At 71.8% G+C, this 17111-nt stretch carries 17 protein-coding genes and 1 pseudogene; 10 read left to right on the top strand and 8 right to left on the bottom strand.

The genetic code is table 11. The features are described from left to right. From ACIGDI_RS42010 to ACIGDI_RS41985, 6 genes and pseudogenes are all read left to right on the top strand, one after another. Window positions 1-152 (top strand): annotated as a pseudogene (locus tag ACIGDI_RS42010) (rhamnose isomerase); the annotation flags it as partial. A 54-nt stretch (window positions 153-206) separates the two neighbouring features. Next, window positions 207-2246 carry a bifunctional aldolase/short-chain dehydrogenase gene (locus tag ACIGDI_RS42005; protein ID WP_399907965.1) on the top strand — a complete coding sequence of 680 codons (2040 nt, stop codon included), beginning with the start codon at window positions 207-209 and terminating at the stop codon, window positions 2244-2246. Then, on the top strand, window positions 2243-3691 hold the full coding sequence (locus ACIGDI_RS42000; protein WP_399907963.1) for a rhamnulokinase family protein: 1449 nt from the start codon (window positions 2243-2245) through the stop codon (window positions 3689-3691). Before ACIGDI_RS42005 ends, ACIGDI_RS42000 begins: the two co-directional genes overlap by 4 nt. A gap of 72 nt (window positions 3692-3763) precedes the next feature. Then, window positions 3764-4519, top strand: coding sequence for a (Fe-S)-binding protein (locus ACIGDI_RS41995; RefSeq protein WP_399907962.1), 756 nt, complete (start codon window positions 3764-3766; stop codon window positions 4517-4519). Continuing rightward, window positions 4516-5994 carry a LutB/LldF family L-lactate oxidation iron-sulfur protein gene (locus ACIGDI_RS41990; RefSeq protein WP_399907960.1) on the top strand — a complete coding sequence of 493 codons (1479 nt, stop codon included), beginning with the start codon at window positions 4516-4518 and terminating at the stop codon, window positions 5992-5994. Before ACIGDI_RS41995 ends, ACIGDI_RS41990 begins: the two co-directional genes overlap by 4 nt. Continuing rightward, complete coding sequence (locus tag ACIGDI_RS41985) at window positions 5991-6653, top strand: lactate utilization protein C (protein WP_399907958.1); 663 nt, start codon at window positions 5991-5993, stop codon at window positions 6651-6653. The genes ACIGDI_RS41990 and ACIGDI_RS41985 overlap by 4 nt, the downstream gene beginning before the upstream one ends. A 49-nt stretch (window positions 6654-6702) precedes the next feature. Here the strand turns inward: ACIGDI_RS41985 and ACIGDI_RS41980 are convergent, their stop codons facing one another. From ACIGDI_RS41980 to ACIGDI_RS41970, 3 genes are all read right to left on the bottom strand, one after another. Beyond that, window positions 6703-7668, bottom strand: coding sequence for a hypothetical protein (locus tag ACIGDI_RS41980; protein WP_399907956.1), 966 nt, complete (start codon window positions 7666-7668; stop codon window positions 6703-6705). 108 nt (window positions 7669-7776) lie between these two features. Then, on the bottom strand, window positions 7777-8352 hold the full coding sequence (locus ACIGDI_RS41975) for a hypothetical protein (RefSeq protein ID WP_399907954.1): 576 nt from the start codon (window positions 8350-8352) through the stop codon (window positions 7777-7779). A 39-nt stretch (window positions 8353-8391) separates the two neighbouring features. Beyond that, window positions 8392-9000 (bottom strand): TetR/AcrR family transcriptional regulator, encoded by a 609-nt coding sequence (locus ACIGDI_RS41970; RefSeq protein ID WP_399907952.1) that lies wholly within the window; start codon window positions 8998-9000, stop codon window positions 8392-8394. Window positions 9001-9137: 137 nt separating this feature from the next. Between ACIGDI_RS41970 and ACIGDI_RS41965 the strand changes: the two genes are divergently transcribed. Both ACIGDI_RS41965 and ACIGDI_RS41960 read left to right on the top strand, forming a co-directional pair. Further along, window positions 9138-9995 carry an AAA family ATPase gene (locus tag ACIGDI_RS41965; protein ID WP_399907971.1) on the top strand — a complete coding sequence of 286 codons (858 nt, stop codon included), beginning with the start codon at window positions 9138-9140 and terminating at the stop codon, window positions 9993-9995. After that, entirely contained in the window at window positions 9992-11347 is a 1356-nt protein-coding gene (locus ACIGDI_RS41960; RefSeq protein ID WP_399907950.1) for a VWA domain-containing protein, read from the top strand. Before ACIGDI_RS41965 ends, ACIGDI_RS41960 begins: the two co-directional genes overlap by 4 nt. Window positions 11348-11350: 3 nt before the next feature. Here ACIGDI_RS41960 and ACIGDI_RS41955 read toward each other — a convergent pair whose 3' ends face one another. Next, entirely contained in the window at window positions 11351-11713 is a 363-nt protein-coding gene (locus tag ACIGDI_RS41955) for a cupin domain-containing protein (RefSeq protein WP_200701210.1), read from the bottom strand. A gap of 132 nt (window positions 11714-11845) precedes the next feature. Between ACIGDI_RS41955 and ACIGDI_RS41950 the strand changes: the two genes are divergently transcribed. Beyond that, a complete protein-coding gene (locus ACIGDI_RS41950; RefSeq protein ID WP_399907948.1) occupies window positions 11846-12241 on the top strand; it encodes a nuclear transport factor 2 family protein in 396 nt (131 codons plus the stop codon). Here the strand turns inward: ACIGDI_RS41950 and ACIGDI_RS41945 are convergent. From ACIGDI_RS41945 to ACIGDI_RS41930, 4 genes are all read right to left on the bottom strand, one after another. Further along, window positions 12236-13219, bottom strand: a complete 984-nt coding sequence (locus ACIGDI_RS41945) for a threo-3-hydroxy-L-aspartate ammonia-lyase (RefSeq protein ID WP_399907946.1) — start codon at window positions 13217-13219, stop codon at window positions 12236-12238. The genes ACIGDI_RS41950 and ACIGDI_RS41945 overlap by 6 nt on opposite strands. Next, on the bottom strand, window positions 13216-13905 hold the full coding sequence (locus ACIGDI_RS41940) for a transcriptional regulator (RefSeq protein WP_399907944.1): 690 nt from the start codon (window positions 13903-13905) through the stop codon (window positions 13216-13218). The genes ACIGDI_RS41945 and ACIGDI_RS41940 overlap by 4 nt, the downstream gene beginning before the upstream one ends. A gap of 31 nt (window positions 13906-13936) precedes the next feature. Continuing rightward, window positions 13937-15289, bottom strand: a complete 1353-nt coding sequence (locus ACIGDI_RS41935; protein WP_399907942.1) for a hypothetical protein — start codon at window positions 15287-15289, stop codon at window positions 13937-13939. Between the two features lie 81 nt (window positions 15290-15370). Further along, a complete protein-coding gene (locus ACIGDI_RS41930) occupies window positions 15371-16069 on the bottom strand; it encodes an SDR family NAD(P)-dependent oxidoreductase (protein ID WP_399907940.1) in 699 nt (232 codons plus the stop codon). Between the two features lie 104 nt (window positions 16070-16173). Here ACIGDI_RS41930 and ACIGDI_RS41925 point away from each other — a divergent pair, with 104 nt between their 5' ends. After that, on the top strand, window positions 16174-17049 hold the full coding sequence (locus ACIGDI_RS41925; RefSeq protein WP_399907939.1) for a helix-turn-helix domain-containing protein: 876 nt from the start codon (window positions 16174-16176) through the stop codon (window positions 17047-17049). Window positions 17050-17111: the final 62 nt, after the last annotated feature.

Raw genomic sequence — 17111 nt, 5'->3', positions numbered from 1 at the left:
CCTACAACACCGACGTCCGCCCCCTCCTCGCCGACCTCCGCCAGGACATGGGCCTCGACCCCGACCCCATCACCGCCTACCACCGCTCCGGATGGCAGGAGCGGATCACCGCCGAGCGCGTCGGCGGCACCCAAGCCGGCTGGGGCGCCTGACCCCGCCTCGCGTACACCCGCACCGTCCCGACGACGCAAGGAAGAGACCCGCTCATGGCACCGCACCCCGAAGCCGCCGCCCTCCTGGCCCGCTCCCATCGGCTCGGCTCCGATCCCCGCAACACCAACTACGCCGGCGGCAACGCCTCCGCCAAGGGCACCGACACCGACCCCGTGACCGGCGGTGACGTCGAGCTGATGTGGGTCAAGGGGTCCGGTGGCGACCTCGGGACGCTCACCGAGGCCGGGCTCGCCGTGCTGCGGCTGGACCGGCTGCGGGCGCTGAAGGGTGTCTACCCGGGCGTGGAGCGCGAGGACGAGATGGTCGCCGCGTTCGACTACTGCCTGCACGGCAAGGGCGGCGCCGCCCCGTCCATCGACACGGCGATGCACGGGCTCGTGGAGGCCGCGCACGTCGACCATCTGCACCCCGACTCCGGGATCGCGCTCGCCTGCGCCGCCGACGGGGAGAAGCTGACCGCCGAGTGCTTCGGCGACACGGTGGTGTGGGTGCCGTGGCGGCGGCCCGGCTTCCAGCTGGGGTTGGACATCGCCGCGGTCAAGGAGGCCAACCCGCAGGCCATCGGCTGCGTCCTCGGCGGGCACGGGATCACGGCATGGGGTGACACCTCGGAGGAGTGCGAGCGCAACTCGCTGCACATCATCCGGACCGCCGAGGCGTTCCTGGCGGACAGGGGCAAGCCCGAGCCCTTCGGACCGGTGATCGACGGGTACGCGGCGCTGGAGCCCGCGGAGCGTCGTGAGCGGGCGGCGGCTCTCGCGCCGTACGTCCGGGCCATCGCCTCCCAGGACAGGCCGCAGGTCGGGCACTTCAACGACTCCGAGGCCGTGCTGGAGTTCCTGGCGCGCGCCGAGCACCCGCGGCTGGCCGCGCTCGGCACCTCCTGCCCGGACCACTTCCTGCGGACCAAGGTGCGCCCGCTCGTCCTCGACCTGCCGCCGGCCGCCCCGCTGGAGGAGGCCGTCGCCCGGCTGAAGGAGCTGCACGCCGAGTACCGCGAGGAGTACGCGGCCTACTATCAACGGCACGCCCTGCCCGACTCCCCCGCCATGCGCGGCGCCGACCCGGCGATCGTGCTGGTGCCGGGTGTCGGCATGTTCTCCTTCGGCAAGGACAAGCAGACGGCCCGGGTGGCCGGTGAGTTCTACGTCAACGCCATCAACGTGATGCGCGGGGCCGAGGCCGTGTCGACGTACGCGCCCATCGAGGAGTCGGAGAAGTTCCGCATCGAGTACTGGGCGCTGGAGGAGGCCAAGCTCCAGCGGATGCCCCGGCCGAAGCCGCTGGCGACGCGGGTGGCGCTGGTGACGGGCGCGGGCAGCGGAATCGGGAAGGCGATCGCGCAGCGGCTGGTCGCCGAGGGTGCCTGCGTGGTGGTCGCGGACCTGAACGTGGACAACGCCGCCCAGGTGGCGGAGGAGCTGGGCGGACCGGACAAGGCCGTCGCCGTGAGCGTCGACGTGACGTCCGAGGAGCAGATCGCCGAGGCGTTCAAGGCGGCCGTCCTCGCCTTCGGCGGGGTCGACCTGGTCGTCAACAACGCGGGTATCTCCATCTCCAAGCCGCTGCTGGAGACCTCGGCGAAGGACTGGGACCTGCAGCACGACATCATGGCCCGCGGTTCCTTCCTGGTCTCGCGGGAGGCGGCCCGGGTGATGACGGCGCAGGAGCTGGGCGGCGACATCGTCTACATCGCCTCCAAGAACGCCGTGTTCGCCGGTCCCAACAACATCGCCTACTCCGCCACCAAGGCCGACCAGGCCCATCAAGTACGGCTGCTGGCGGCCGAGTTGGGCGAGCACGGCATTCGCGTCAACGGGGTCAACCCGGACGGCGTCGTGCGTGGTTCGGGGATCTTCGCGGGCGGCTGGGGCGCGCAGCGCGCGGCCGTGTACGGGGTGCCGGAGGAGAAGCTGGGCGAGTTCTACGCGCAGCGGACCATCCTCAAGCGCGAGGTGCTGCCCGAGCATGTGGCCAACGCCGTGTTCGCGCTGACCGGTGGGGAGTTGACCCACACCACCGGGCTGCACGTCCCGGTCGACGCCGGCGTCGCGGCCGCCTTCCTGCGGTGAGCGCGCTCGTGAAGTCGTACGCCGCGGTCGACCTCGGCGCGTCCAGCGGGCGCGTCATGGTCGGCCGCGTCGGGCCCGACAGCCTGGAGCTCACGGAGGCGCACCGGTTCGCGAACCGGCCGGTGCGCGTTCCGGAGGGCCTGCGCTGGGACGTTCTCGCCCTGTACGGGGGCGTGCTGGACGGACTGCGGGCGGCGGGGCAGGTCGACTCGGTCGGCCTCGACAGCTGGGCGGTGGACTACGGACTGCTGGACGCCGACGGGGCGCTGCTCGGCAACCCCGTGCACTACCGGGACTCCCGCACCGAGGGCGTCGCGGAGAAGGTGTGGGCGACCGTGCCCGCCGAGCGGCTGTACGCGGCGACCGGGTTGCAGTACGCGCCCTTCAACACGCTGTACCAGCTGGTCGCCGCAAGGGACTCGGCCCAACTGGGCGCCGCGAGACGGCTGTTGCTCATCCCTGATCTGCTCTCGTACTGGCTGACGGGCGAGCAGGGCACCGAGCTGACCAACGCCTCGACGACCCAGCTGATCGACCCGCGCACCCGCGAGTGGTCGTACGACATCGCCTCCCGGCTGGGTGTCGACCTCGGTCTGTTCGCTCCGCTGCGGCGGCCGGGCGATCCGGCGGGCGTGCTGCGGCCGGAGGTCCTGGAGGCGACCGGGCTGCGCGGGCCGGTGCCGGTGACGGCGGTCGGGTCGCACGACACGGCGTCCGCCGTGGCCGCCGTGCCGGCCGACGGGGAGCGGTTCGCGTACATCTGCACCGGCACCTGGTCGCTGGCGGGTCTGGAGCTGGACGCGCCGGTGCTGAGCGAGGAGAGCCGGAGCGCCAACTTCACCAACGAACTGGGACTGGACGGCACGGTCCGCTACCTGCGCAACATCATGGGGCTGTGGCTGCTCCAGGAGTGTGTACGGGCCTGGGGCGACCCGGAGTTGAGCACGCTGCTGCAGGAGGCGGCGCAGGTGCCGGCGCTGCGGTCGGTGGTGGACGCGGGCGACGCGGCGTTCCTGGCGCCCGGCCGGATGCCGGAGCGGATCGCCGACGCGTGCCGCGCCTCCGGGCAGCCGGTGCCCGAAACGCCCGCCGAGATCACGCGCTGCATCCTCGACTCGCTCGCCCTCGCGCACCGCAAGGCCGTCGAGGACGCCCAGCGGCTGGCCGGCCACCCCGTGGACGTCGTGCACGTGGTGGGCGGCGGCACCCGCAACGCCCTGCTGTGCCAGCTGACCGCCGACGCGTGCGGGCTGCCAGTGGTGGCGGGCCCGACCGAGGCGGCCGCGCTCGGCAACGTACTGGTCCAGGCCCGGGCGCACGGGCTGGTGGGCGACCTGGCGAGCGGGCGGCGCCTGCTCACCCGTACCCAGCCGCTCACCCGCTACGAGCCGCGGGGCGACACCGCGCCCTGGCGCGAGGCCCAGGCCCGGCTCGCCGGAGGGTGAGCCGGGTCTCCCCCAGACCCCGCACCCCCGACTACGCTGCACTCATCCGATGATCGAACACAAGGAGCCGCGATGCGTGTCGCCCTGTTCCTGACCTGCGTCAACGACACGCTCTATCCGGACACCGGGCGCGCCGTGGTGAAACTGCTGACCAGACTGGGCGTCGAGGTCGACTTCCCGATGGCCCAGACCTGCTGCGGACAGGCGCACTACAACACCGGATACCGCCATGAGGCGGAGCCGCTGGCCCGGCATTTCTCCGATGTCTTCGGGGAGTACGAGGCGATCGTCACGCCGTCCGGATCGTGCGGGGCGATGGTGCGGGAGCTGTATCCGCGGATGGGTGAGCGGGCGCGGGCCGAGGGCCGCGGGGACGCTCTCGCGGCCACTCTGGCTCCGGTCGTGCCGAAGACGTACGAGCTGACGGAGTTCCTGGTGGACGTCTTGGGGGTCACGGACGTCGGGGCGTACTACCCGCACAAGGTGACCTACCACCCGACCTGTCACGGGCTGCGCGGGCTGGGGCTCGGTGACCGGCCGCGCCGGCTGCTGCAGGCCGTGAAGGGCCTGGAACTGGTCGAGTTGCCGGGTGCCGAGGAGTGCTGCGGTTTCGGCGGGACCTTCGCGCTGAAGAACGCGGACGTCTCGGCGGCCATGGGCGCCGACAAGGTGCGCAACGCCGCCTCGACGGGCGCGGAGGTGCTGTGCGCGGCCGACAACTCCTGTCTGATGCACATCGGCGGCACGATGACGCGGCTGAGCAGCGACATGCGGCCGGTGCACATCGCGGAGATCCTGGCGAGCACGGAGGAGGAACCGGCGGCATGAGCGGCACGTATCTGGGAATGCCGGCCTTTCCGAAGGCGGCGCACGACGCCGTGCGGGACGAGACCCTGCGCGGCAACCTCCGGCACGCCACACACACGATCCGCGCCAAGCGGGCCGCGGCCGTCGCGGAGGTGTCGGACTGGGCGCTCCTGCGGGAGGCGGGCAAGCGGATCAAGGACCATACGCTCCGTCATCTCGACCGGTATCTGGAGCAGTTGGAGGAGTCGGTCACGGCCGCGGGCGGCACGGTGCACTGGGCCGTGGACGCCGACGAGGCCAACCGGATCGTGACCGATCTGGTCAAGGCGACCGGCGAGTCGGAGGTCGTCAAGGTCAAGTCCATGGCCACGCAGGAGATCGGGCTCAACGAGGCGCTCGAGGCCGAGGGCATCCGTGCCTACGAGACCGATCTCGCCGAGCTGATCGTGCAGTTGGGCAAGGACCGCCCCTCGCACATCCTCGTCCCCGCCATCCACCGCAACCGCGGCGAGATCCGCGACATCTTCCGCCGGGAGATGGGCGAGTGGGGCCGCCCGGCCCCCGAGGGCCTCACCGACACGCCCTCCGAACTCGCCGAGGCGGCCCGTCTGCACCTGCGGGAGAAGTTCCTGCGCGCCAAGGTCGGCATCTCCGGCGCCAACTTCATGATCGCCGAGACCGGCACGCTCGTCGTCGTGGAGTCCGAGGGCAACGGCCGGATGTGCCTGACCCTGCCCGAGACCCTGATCTCGGTCGTCGGCATCGAGAAGATCCTGCCGACCTGGCGGGACCTCGAGGTGTTCCTGCAGACTCTCCCCCGCTCGTCGACGGCCGAGCGCATGAACCCGTACACGAGCATGTGGACGGGCACGACGGACGAGGACGGTCCGCAGACCTTCCACCTGGTCCTCATCGACAACGGCCGCACCGACACCCTCGCCGACGAGGTCGGCCGCCAGGCGCTGCGCTGCATCCGCTGCTCGGCCTGCCTCAACGTCTGCCCGGTGTACGAACGGGCCGGCGGCCACGCCTACGGCTCGGTCTACCCGGGCCCCATCGGCGCCATCCTCAGCCCCCAACTCCGGGGAACGGCGAGCGAGATCGACGCCTCCCTGCCGTACGCGTCGTCGCTGTGCGGCGCCTGCTACGAGGTGTGTCCGGTCGCCATCGACATTCCCGAAGTGCTGGTGCATCTGCGGGAGCGGGTCGTGCAGGGCGGACCGGTCACGCGGGAGGGCAACAAGGTGGTGCTGAAGCCGGCGAAGGGGCATGCCGCCGAGCGGGCCGCCATGCGGGCGGCGCGCTGGACCTTCAGTCATCCCGGCGCCCTGCGCACGGGCCAGCGGATGGCCTCGCGCACCCGCCGGCTCCATCCACGGACGCTCCCCGGGCCCGGCAGGGCGTGGAGCGGCAGCCGGGACCTGCCGACGGTGCCGGCGGAACCGTTCCGGGACTGGTGGCAGCGCACCGGCGGCGGAAAGGGCGGTGCCAAGTGAGCAGCAGGGACAGGATTCTGGGCCGGGTACGGCGCGCGCTGGCGGACGTGCCGTCGGACGACGTGCCGTACGAGCAGGCCGTACAGCGGGACTATCTGCGCGAGCACGGCGAGCGGAGCGTCGAGGAGACGGTGGATCTGCTGGCGGAGAACCTGGCGGACTACCGGGCGGTCGTGCACCGCACCACCATGGACGAACTCGCCGCTGTGATCGGCCGGTTGCTGAGCGAGCGCGGCTCGAAGAGCGTGCTGGTCCCGTCGGGCCTGGACGCGGAGTGGCTCGGCGGCACGGACGCCGAGCGGGTTCCGGACCGGGCCGAGAGCACCCCGGCCGAGCTGGACCGGCTGGACAGCGTCGTCACCGGCTGCGCGGTCGCCATCGCCGAGACCGGCACGATCGTGCTCGACGGCTCTCCCGACCAGGGCCGTCGCCGTATCACCCTCGTCCCCGATCACCACATCTGCGTCGTACGCGTCCCGGAGCAGGTCGTCTCGTCCGTGCCGCAGGGCCTCGAACGCCTCGATCCGACCCGCCCGTTGACGTGGATCTCCGGCCCGTCGGCGACCAGCGACATCGAGCTGGACCGGGTCGAGGGGGTGCATGGTCCACGCACCCTGGAGGTGATCCTGGTGAGCGATCGTCCGGAAGGACGCGGCTGAGGCGCTGCCGCGGTCGGGTGGGCGCGGACACGCTCGGTGTCTGGCACGGTCAGGTGTCGTTCGACTCGGCGGCGGACGCCTGGGAGGCACCGGCCTTGGTGTTCCTGTGCGTCGCGTCGCGGCCCAGGATGCCGAAGGCCCAGCGTTCGTTGAACCCGGACACGAATCCGACCGCGCACCAGAAGACCCAGAAGTCGGTGCCCTTGGCGGCGGATCCCGCATGATGCGCCGCCGGGCAGATCTGGGCGGTGGTGGCGGGCAGTTCGAAGACCGGGACCAGTCCGCCGCTGAGCAGGAAGTAGACCGCCAGGGCGAGGATCCAGCCGACGAAGACCCGGTAGACGCCCTCGTGCCGCAGGCTGCGGGCGAGCTGCCGCCCCGGCGGGATGGTGCGCTCCTTGCCGATGGTCTGCCGGGACGCCAGCTGCTCGACGCTGAGTCGGAGCCGGACCAGGACGCTCAGCACGGCGCCGAGGGCGCCCAGGCCGCCGGCGACGAAGGCGCCCAGCAGGCTCCAGCGGTTGGCGCAGTCGAGGGTGACGCCCAGGAAGCGCAGGACCGGCACGCCCCACAGGACCGGGGCGACGAGCAGCGCCATGCCCGCGGCGGCACCCATGGCCAGGCCGATGTTCAGTCCGCGGCTGACGGCCGTCACGCTGTCCTGCCGCAGCCAGCCGCGCATCTCGGCGACCTCCTGGTCGAGATAGGCGGCCAGGTACGGGTCGGGTCTGTCGCCGAGCCGAGGGTCCTCCAGCACCGTCCGTACGACGCACCTCAAGGCGTTCTGCACGCAGACGCGGGTCCGCCGGTCGAAGGTGCGCTGCGCGGCGCCCAGGGCGACCTGAAGATGCAGGTGCTGTTCGGGATAGGTCTCGCGGAACAGCTTGTAGGCCACGTCGTCGACGGGCTGCACCAGTTCCCTCAGCCCTTTGGGCCTGGCCTCGGCCTCGGCCCCGTCCAGCACTTCTCTGTACCGGCTCCGCCAGCGGCGAAGCCCCCCGTTCTTCTCCCCCATGTACCGGGTGTACCGATCCGCGGCCGTGAGGGAAACCCGGCGCGCCGCACCAGTACGGTCACCGTCGTCACGGAGCCGTGACGTCCTCTTCCCTCGGCGTCCGTTCGGTCAGCAGTAGGTCATGGGACAGCCGTACCGCAGCGAGAACTGGGCGGCCCGCAGGTACAGCGCCACGTAGAAGGCCGTGTCCAGGTCCTCGCTCCACAGCCCGGGACGGGTGGCGGCCAGTTCCTCGGCCTCCCCTTCGAGGAACCAGAACGTCAGGGCGAGGTTCTCGGACGCGTCCGGCACCTCGGCCGGCAGGCCGATGACCGCGGCCAGACGTTCGGCGAGGGCCAGCACCTGCGGGGCTCCCGCTATCAGCGTCGTGTCCGTGTAGGCGGAGCCGATCGGCAGCTCTATCGGCTCGTCGAGCGACACCGGAACCAGCACCGACCAGTCGCCGAGCACGCGTTGCTCCTGCGGCGTCAGATGCGCTCGGCACACCTCGGCGAACCCGGTCATGGGCGGGCTGAGCTTCTCCTCGAACCACGAGGCCGCGCCCCTCCCGGGAGCGGGCTCGTACGGCGGCAGGCCGCGCCGCTTCAACTCCGCGTCGAGACCGGAAGCGACCGCCCCCTTGCCGCCCTCCTCGCCGTCGGCGAACCATTCCCCCGCGTCGACACTCACCAGGTAGATCCCCATGCCCGCAACGTACCGGCCGCCACTGACAATCGGACCGACTCACCTCAGTACGCCCGCCGCGTCCAGCAGCGTCCTCACGGTCGCGGTGGCCAGGCCGTCCAGCGTCTCGATGCGGGCGCCGGCGCGGGCGCTGGCCCCGTCGAAGACCAGCATCAGCTGGCGGGCGAGGAGCTCCGGCTCGTGCGCGCCGCCGAGCTCCGCCTGGACGCGGAAGGCGTCCTGCAGCCGCTGCTTGGCGGCACGGGCCACCCGGCTCGCCGGGTGCTCGGGGTCCTTCAGCTCGACCAGCGCGGCCAGAAAGGGACACCCCTGGTATTCGGGCCGGACCGAGGCCTTCTCCACCTGCTCGAAGACGTACAGGATGCGTTCGCGCGGAGTGCCGGCGTCCTCGGGGCCGGGCATGAGCTGCGCGGCATAGCCGGGGGCGCGGCGCTCCAGGCTCGCCGCGAGGACCTCGTCCTTGCTCTCGAACAGTTGGTACATCGACCGCTTCGAGACGCCGGCCGTCCTGCACAGCGCCTCCACGCCGATGGAGACGCCGTCGCGGTAGAAGAGCTCGGCCGCCGCGTCGAGCAGCCGGTCCTTGGTGGACGCCTTTTCCGCCGTGGACGCCTTTTCCGTCGTGGACGCCTTCTCTGTCGTGGCCATACCGCGAGGTTACCTCCGCCACCGGCACCCAGGAAACCGATCGGTCTACCATGCGGAGCAGCGGATACCCCGTGACAGAAGCGCTGAACAAGCGCTTAGATAGTAGGCCTGGCATCGCCGCCCACCAGGAGGCCCCGTTGTTCACGTCCGTCGACGACGTCTCCGCACGTCTCGCCGCCACCGGCTACCTCGCCTCGCCCGCGGTCGCCACGACCGTCTTCCTCGCCGACCGGCTGGGCAAGCCCCTGCTGGTGGAGGGCCCCGCCGGAGTCGGCAAGACAGAGCTCGCCAAGGCCGTCGCGGAGGTGGCGGGCGCCCGGCTGGTCCGGTTGCAGTGCTACGAGGGGGTCGACGAGTCGCGCGCGCTGTACGAGTGGAACCACGCCAAGCAGCTGCTGCGCATCAGCGCCGGCCGCGACGAGACGTGGGACGAGGCGCGCACGGACATCTTCAGCGAGGAGTTCCTGCTGACGCGTCCGCTGCTCACGGCCATCCGCGGCGACGATCCCAAGGTGCTGCTGATCGACGAGACCGACAAGGCGGACGTCGAGGTGGAGGGCCTGCTGCTGGAGGTGCTCAGCGACTTCCAGGTGACGGTCCCCGAACTCGGCACGATCGCCGCGACCCGGCGCCCCTTCGTCGTCCTCACCTCCAACGCCAGCCGCGAACTGTCCGAGGCGCTGCGCCGCCGCTGCCTCTTCCTCCACATCGGCTTCCCGGACGAGGAGCTGGAGCGCCGGATCGTACGGCTGAAGGTGCCGGACCTCGACGAGACGCTGGCCGCGTCGGTGGTCCGGGTGGTCGGTGCGCTGCGGGCCATGGATCTGCGCAAGGTCCCTTCGGTCGCCGAGACGATCGACTGGGCGCGCACCCTTCTCGCGCTCGGCGCGGACACCCTGGACGAGACCGTCGTACGCGACAGCCTGGGGGTGCTCCTCAAGCACCACGACGACGTCCTGAAGGCGACGGCCAAGCTCGACCTGGACGCGGTGTGACGGCGCCCGGCGTCGCCGAGCGGCTGACCTCGCTGGTCGGGGCGCTGCGCGCGCACGGCATGCGGATCGGCACCGGTGAGACCGTGGACGCGGCGCAGGCGATGGCGGCGCTGGGGCTCGCGGACCGCGAACTGCTGCGCGAGGGGCTCGCCGCGACGCTGCTGCACGGCCCGGCCCAACGGCCGGTGTTCGACCCGGTCTTCGACCTGTACTTCCCGCGCGGCATCGGCGCGCCCGAGGGCGAGCCGGCCGGCCGGGAGGACCTGCGCGACCGGCTCGCGGCGGCCCTCGCCGCCGACGACCGCGCGCTGCTGGGGCAGTTGGCGGCGGAGGCGGTCGACGGCTTCGGCGGTTACGGCAACTCGCCCGAGGCGCAGGGATGGTCGTCGTACCAGGCGCTGGAGTGGCTGCGGCCGCAGACGCTGCTGGCACGCGTCCGCGAGAGCGTACGGGCCCGGGACGGCGCGTCGGGGTTCACCGACCGGCTGCTGGAGGACGAGATCCGGCGGCGCATCGAGGTGTTCCGCTCGCTGGTGGCCGTGGAGGCGCGACGCCGGGTGGCCGAGCGACGGGACCGGGACGAGCTGGCCCGGCGCGCGGTCGCCACCACGCCCGACCGCGTCGACTTCCTCTACGCGGGCAAGCTCCAACTGGCCGAGTTGCGCAGGACGGTTCAGCCGCTGGCCCGCAAGCTCGCCACCCGGCTCGCGGCGCGCCGGCGCCGTGCCGCCCGCGGCAGCATCGACCTGCGGCGGACCCTGCGCGGCTCGCTGTCGACGGGCGGGGTGCCGATGAAACCGGTGCTGCGCCGACGCCGTCCGTTCCGCCCCGAGCTGGTGCTGCTGTGCGACGTGTCGGGCTCGGTGTCCGGGTTCTCGGACTTCACGATGCTGCTGGTGCAGGCCCTGCACGACCAGTTCAGCAAGGTGCGGGTGTTCGCCTTCGTCAATCGCATCGACGAGGTCACGGGTCTCCTGGAACACGGCGCGGCCGACCCGGAGGGGCTCGGCGCCCGGATCCGCGCGGAGGCGACCCTCACGGGCTGGCACGGCAGCAGCGACTACGGCGTCGCCCTGGGCGAGTTCGCGGAGCGCTACGGCGAAGCGGTCGGCCCTCGTACGACGCTGTTCGTGCTCGGTGACGCCCGGACGAACATGAGCGACCCGAACCTGGCCGCGGTCCGGCAGGTCGCCGAACAGGCCCGCCGCGTCTACTGGTTGAACCCCGAGCCGCGCCCGCAGTGGGGCACCGGCGACTCCGCGGCACCCGAGTACGCCGAGCTGGTGGAGATGCACGAGTGCCGCAACGCCCGCCAGCTCGGCGCGTTGATCGCCCGGCTGCTGCCGGTGTGACCGCTACTCCTTGGCCTTCGCGTAGTCCGTCGCCATCTGGCCGGCGAAGTCGTAGACCACGCACGGCTCGTCGCCGACCACCCAGGCGTCGTGTCCCGGCGGAAGCACGAACACGTCGCCCGGCCCGACCTCCTGCTCCGCGCCGTCGTCCATACGCACCCGCATGCGTCCCTGGACGCAGTAGCCGTTGTGATGGACCTCGCAGCTCTTCGTCCCGGCGATGGGTCCCACGGACTCCGTCCAGCGCCAGCCCGGTTCGAACGTCCCCACGGCGAAGTCGAGCCCGGTCAGATGGACCGCTTCCAGGTGTCCACGCGGGAAGTCACGCCGCTCGTCCGGCTTCTCGACGGCCTTGATCTCGATCATGACGGCTCCCTCCATTGCGAGCCCCGTCCACGTCACCATCGTCCGCCCGTCCGGTCGACACCGCCATTCGGGTGAGCGCAGAATGACGCGTGAGGCCGCAATCGCCGAACTACCGGAAAGGTGGCGATCACCGTGGCTGAGCATCCCCACGCACAACTCGTCCGCAAGGGCTACGAGGCCTTCTCCCGCGGCGACATGGACACCCTTCGCTCCCTGATGACGAGCGACGCCACGCACCACGTGCCCGGCAGCCATCCGCTGTCCGGCGACTGCAAGGGGATCGACGCGATCCTCGACTACTACCGCCGCCTCTTCGAGGAGACGGGCGGAACGTTCAAGGTCGAACTGCGCGGGATTCTGGTGGACGGCCGCGGCCATGCGGTCGCCCTGCAGCACTTCAGCGCGCAGCGCGGCGACAAGCGCCTCGACGAAAACGGATGCATCGTGTTCCGGATCGTCGGCGACAAGGCGACCGATCTCGACGAGTGCGTCGAGAACCTCGACAGGGTCGACGAGTTCTGGTCATGACCCCGTCGCCCGGCCGCACAGCCGGGCGAAACGGTCCGCGTCCACATTGCCGCCGGAGACGATGACGCCGACCCGGCGCGGCAGGGAACCCGCGCGCCCGGCGAGCAGCGCGGCCAGCGGGGTCGCCCCGCTCGGCTCGACGACGATCTTCAGCCGCTCGAACGCGAAGCGCATCGCGGCGCGGATCTCGTCGTCCGAGACCAGCGCGATTCCGTCGACCAGCCTGCGGTTCACGGAGAAGGTCAGCTCGCCGGGCGTGGTCAGGGCCTGGCCGTCGGCGATGGTGCGCGGCACCGGGACGCTGACGCGCCTGCCCGCCTCCAGGGAACGCTTGGTGTCGTCCCCGGCCTCCGGCTCGATGCCGAGCACGCGGATCCCGGGGTGCAGTCCCTTGGCCGCCGTCGCGGACCCGGCGATCAGTCCGCCACCGCCGACGGGCACGATCAGTGCGTCCAACTCGCCGACTTCTTCGAGGAGTTCGAGTGCGGCGGTGCCCTGGCCCGCCATGACGTGCGGGTGGTCGTAGGGCGGGATGAGGACGAGTCCTCGCTCGTCGGCGAGGGCCCGGGCGACAGCCTCGCGGTCCTCGGTGTAGCGGTCGTAGGTGACGATCTCGGCGCCGTAGCCCTCGGTGGCCTCGCGCTTGGAGGTCGGGGCGTCCTCGGGCATGACGATGACGGCCGAGCTGCCCAGTTCGCGGGCGGCCAGCGCGACGGCCTGGGCATGGTTGCCCGAGGAGTAGGCGGCGATGCCCTTGGCCAGCTGCTCGTCGGTGAGCCGGGAGGCGGCGTTGTAGGCGCCGCGGAACTTGAAGGCGCCCACCCGCTGGAAGTTCTCGCACTTGAGGAAGACCTCGGCGCCGACGAGGGAGTCGAGGGTGCGCGCGCGCAGCACCGGGGTGCGGTGCGCGACGCCCTTGAGCCGGGTGGCGGCGTCGCGGACGTCGTCCAGGGTCACGGGTGGGGTGGTGGTCGTCACGCGTGTCCTCCAGCGGGGGTCGGGTCGGTGGCCGCGCGGGCCTGGGAGAGGTAGCTGTAGGCGGAGGCTCGGGAGATGCCGAGCCGGGCGGCGACCTGCTCGACGGCACGCCGCACGGCGAAGACCCCGTGTTCGTCGAGACCGCGGAACAGGTCCAGGCGCTGGGCGCGGTCGAGTCCGCCCCAGGGCCGGTCCGGCCCGATCCGGTGGGCGTCGAGGATGGCGTCCACGACGGAGTCGATGTCGTTGCCGAAGGTGGTGACGGGGGTTTCGGCGTCGGCGTCGGTGAGTCCGGCGAGGGCGCCGAGCAGGGCGTGAGCCTCGCCGACCGCGGTGACGTCGACGTTGACGCAGAGCGCGCCGAACACCGCACCGGTGGAGTCCCGCAGCACCATGGTGGACGCCTTGACCAGCTTGCCCGACCGGGTGCGGGTGACGTAGTTCAGCTCGTCCTCGGCCTGGTCGCCGCGGGCGAGGACGCGCATGCCGATCTCGCTCATCGCGCCGCCCACGGCCCGCCCGGTCACCGAGCCGGCGACGGCGACGACCGAGTTCTCCGGGTGCCGGTAGTCGTGCAGGACCGCCTCGCACACCGGCCCGAACGTCGCCGCGATCCCGTCGGCGACAGGACGCAGCGCGGCGAGGATCGCGTCCCTCTCCGCATCGAGGGTCTGGTGATCGGTCACACGATCAAGGGTCTGGTCGTCGGTCACACGCCTAGACTAATGGTCCAACGTCTGGACGGATAGTCCAGGAGGAGAGGCTGTCGTGGGTCGCGGCGTACATCAGGGCCTCCCGCGCGGCGTGGCGGTCGCCGACCGCCTCCCACCACGGGTGGGTGTGCATCTCCTCGGCGAGGCGGCGGCACCGCTCCCGCGCGTCCGCCAGCCGCTCCCGCTGCTCACCGGTGATCTCGGCGCGGCCGGCCGCGATGTCCGCGCCGCTGGGCAGATGCGCGGCGATGTCGGCTGCGTGTTCCAGAGCCCGGGTGAAGGTGCGCCGGGCGGCCACCAGGTCCCCGGGTATGACGAACTCGCCGACGACGAAGGGCCGGGAGAACTCGGACGGCCCCGGTTCGGTGTGCCACAGGGAGGCGTCGATGGGCCGTTCGTCGTCCCGCGCGCGGGTGAGCTCGGACCGGACACCGTCCTCTGTTCCGTCGCGGCGGGAACGCCCCGCGCCCGCCGCGTCCGCGGGGCGCGCCGTCAGCGCGCCCGGGTCGGGCTCGGGCCGGCCTTCCAGGAACTCCTCCTTGTCGGTGGGGGTCACCCACATGTGCCAGCCGCGGCGGCCCGCCGGGCGGGGCAGGTACAGCGAGACCAGCTCGCCCGTCGCCGTACGCCGGATGACGTCGTCGTAGTACAGCCCCCGGACCGGCTCCCACAGCGCGTGCCTGCCGCCGCAGCGGCCGGCGCCCTGCTGCGGGCAGGGCACCGGATTGCCCCAGTCGCAGCGGGACATGTGCAGTTGCTTGATGCCGCCGCGCACCGGCAGGGCGGCCCGGTCGGTCACGTCACGCCAGCTCTGCACGTTAAGCCGGGCCCAGGGGGCGCGGTCTATCGGTATCGCGTTCTCGTTGTTGACCAGCCACAGCGGAGTCAGCCCCGCCCGGCGCGCGACCCGGGTGCGGTCGTCGACGGAACCGCCCGCTATCGCGGCGAGCTGGATTTCGTAGGCGAGGCGACGGCTGTCCGCGCCCTCCACCGTGACATCCGCCCGCCCCTTTTCCGGCCGGTCTCCCTCCGGCCGTGTCACCCGGAATCCCTCCCCGGCCGCGACCTTCGCCGTGTATTCCCCCAGCGCCTTGTGGAGATCGCTTTCGGCCTTCGTCTCGGGGCGTTCTCCTTTTGCCACATGCATGGCGTGCGGGCGGCCGTTGACCTTGCGGATGGTCATGAAGCCCGGGCAGATGAACCCCTCGTCCTCGTGGGCTTCCAGGCAGTAGAGAAGATCCGGTTGGTAATCGCCGTAGATCTCGTCGAGCAGCCGAGGGTATTCGGGATGCCCGAGATCGGCCTCGGTCAGGTCGAGTGTGATGCCGAGGCCCCTGTGCCAGACGCTGTAGGTCATATTGCGAGAGTAGGACGCGGCACTGACAATCGGCTCCGGCGCCAACTCCCGTCGGTGCCGGAGGCCTTTCGCCGACGGATTTCAGGACCAGCCGACAGGGCCGTCGCGGTCGATGAAACGTCCGGTGCCGGAACCGGGTTTTTCGGTGGCGAGGCGGACGATCGCGTCGGTTCCCTCGGTGACGGTCTGGGGGCCGGAGTGGCCATTGAGGTCGGTCGCCGTGTAACCGGGGTCGGCGGCGTTGACGCGAATGTCCTTGAACGCCTTGGCGTATTGAGTGGTCAGCATCGTCAGGGCCGCCTTGGACGCCGTGTAGAGAGGCGCGATCACCGAGGACTCGATTCTCGACGGGTCGTGGGTGAGGGCGAGCGAACCCATTCCGCTGCTGACGTTGACGACGACCGGATCCGAGGACCGGCGCAGCAGCGGAAGGAATGCGGTGGTCGTACGGATCACGCCGAAGACGTTGACGTCGAAGACGCTCAGCGCGTCGGCGCCGCTCAGTTCGCCGGGATCCCCGTACGGGCCGTGCACGCCGGCGTTGTTGATCAGGACGTCGAGCACGCCCTCGTGTTCGGCGACGTCGGTTGCGGCGGCCGCGACGGAGGCGTCGTCGGTGACGTCGATGCGGACGAACCGCGCGCCCAGCGCGGCGGCGGCAGCGGCCCCGCGCCCGGGATCGCGGGCGCCCATGATCACGGTGTGGCCGAGGGCGACGAGACGGCGTGCGGTCTCGTGGCCGAGTCCCTTGTTGGCTCCGGTGATGAAGGTGGTGGTCATGCGTCGATCGTTCAGCGGCCGACGCACGCTGCGCCAGGGAGACGTCGACCGTAGGAAAGGCAGTACCAGGATCGCCTGGAGTGCATCAGGGCAGTATGGATCGCATGACGGCGAGAGACGGTGTCGGACTGGGTACGACGATCCGCGCCTGGCGGGAGCGGCTGTCGCCCTCCTCGGTGGGGCTGCCCTCCGGGCCCGGACGCCGTGCGGCGGGACTGCGCCGCGAGGAACTCGCCGAACGAGCGGGGGTGTCGGTCGACTACGTGGTGCGGCTGGAGCAGGGGCGGGCGACGACGCCCTCCGCGCAGGTGGTCGCGTCCCTGGCGCACGCGCTGCACCTGACCTACGCCGAGCGCGACCACCTGCACCGTCTGGCGGGACTGGCGCCTCCGGACGCCGGACTCGTCCCCGATTCCGTCCCGCCCGGTGTCCGTCGCGTCCTCGACCGGCTCGGGGACGTCGCGGTGGCCGTCTTCGCGGCCGACTGGCAGATGCTGTGGTGGAACGCCGGATGGGCGTCACTGCTCGGCGACCCCTCGCTCTCGCGGCCCGAGCAGCGCAACTTCGCCCGGGAGCGGTTCCCGGTCGGCCCCGACCGCGTCCGCATCGCCCTGTGGCCGGTGCTCGTACGCGACAGCCACAGCTCCGACCTGGCCGTCGTGTCCGACCTGCGCCGCGCGGCCGGCCGCTTCCCGCACGACACGCAACTGGCCGAGCTGATCCGCCTGCTCGTCGACGGCAACGAGACCTTCGCCCGGCTGTGGGCGAACGGCACGGTGGCCGCCCACCGCGAGGACCGCAAGCGGGTCGAGCATCCCGTGGCCGGTGCCGTGGAGGTGGACTGCGACGTCCTGACCGACGGCGACTCCGAGCTGAAGATCGTGATCCTGTCGGCGGCACCCGGCGGTCCGGACGAGGCCGCCTTCAGGCTCGCCCTGAGCGACGGGGCCACGGTCGGCAGGGCTGGGGCGGGGGCGTGACGGGGCGGGCGTGACCGGGCGGGTCGGGCTCCGCCGAACGGAACAGCCCCGCGTGGCCTCGG

The organism is Streptomyces sp. NPDC085900 (assembly GCF_044540925.1).
Taxonomy (GTDB): Bacteria; Actinomycetota; Actinomycetes; order Streptomycetales; family Streptomycetaceae; genus Streptomyces; species Streptomyces gilvifuscus.
This window is presented reverse-complemented; position numbering and strand designations above follow the sequence as displayed.

Bases quoted from the DNA above. Each gene is read 5' to 3' on its own strand.
- ACIGDI_RS42005 (WP_399907965.1), top strand. From the start codon at position 207: ATGGCACCGCACCCCGAAGCCGCCGCCCTCCTGGCCCGCTCCCATCGG.
- ACIGDI_RS41995 (WP_399907962.1), top strand. From the start codon at position 3,764: ATGCGTGTCGCCCTGTTCCTGACCTGCGTCAACGACACGCTCTATCCG.
- ACIGDI_RS41990 (WP_399907960.1), top strand. From the start codon at position 4,516: ATGAGCGGCACGTATCTGGGAATGCCGGCCTTTCCGAAGGCGGCGCAC.
- ACIGDI_RS41980 (WP_399907956.1), bottom strand. From the start codon at position 7,668: ATGGGGGAGAAGAACGGGGGGCTTCGCCGCTGGCGGAGCCGGTACAGA.
- ACIGDI_RS41975 (WP_399907954.1), bottom strand. From the start codon at position 8,352: ATGGGGATCTACCTGGTGAGTGTCGACGCGGGGGAATGGTTCGCCGAC.
- ACIGDI_RS41970 (WP_399907952.1), bottom strand. From the start codon at position 9,000: ATGGCCACGACAGAGAAGGCGTCCACGACGGAAAAGGCGTCCACGGCG.
- ACIGDI_RS41955 (WP_200701210.1), bottom strand. From the start codon at position 11,713: ATGATCGAGATCAAGGCCGTCGAGAAGCCGGACGAGCGGCGTGACTTC.
- ACIGDI_RS41935 (WP_399907942.1), bottom strand. From the start codon at position 15,289: ATGACCTACAGCGTCTGGCACAGGGGCCTCGGCATCACACTCGACCTG.
- ACIGDI_RS41930 (WP_399907940.1), bottom strand. From the start codon at position 16,069: ATGACCACCACCTTCATCACCGGAGCCAACAAGGGACTCGGCCACGAG.
- ACIGDI_RS41925 (WP_399907939.1), top strand. From the start codon at position 16,174: ATGACGGCGAGAGACGGTGTCGGACTGGGTACGACGATCCGCGCCTGG.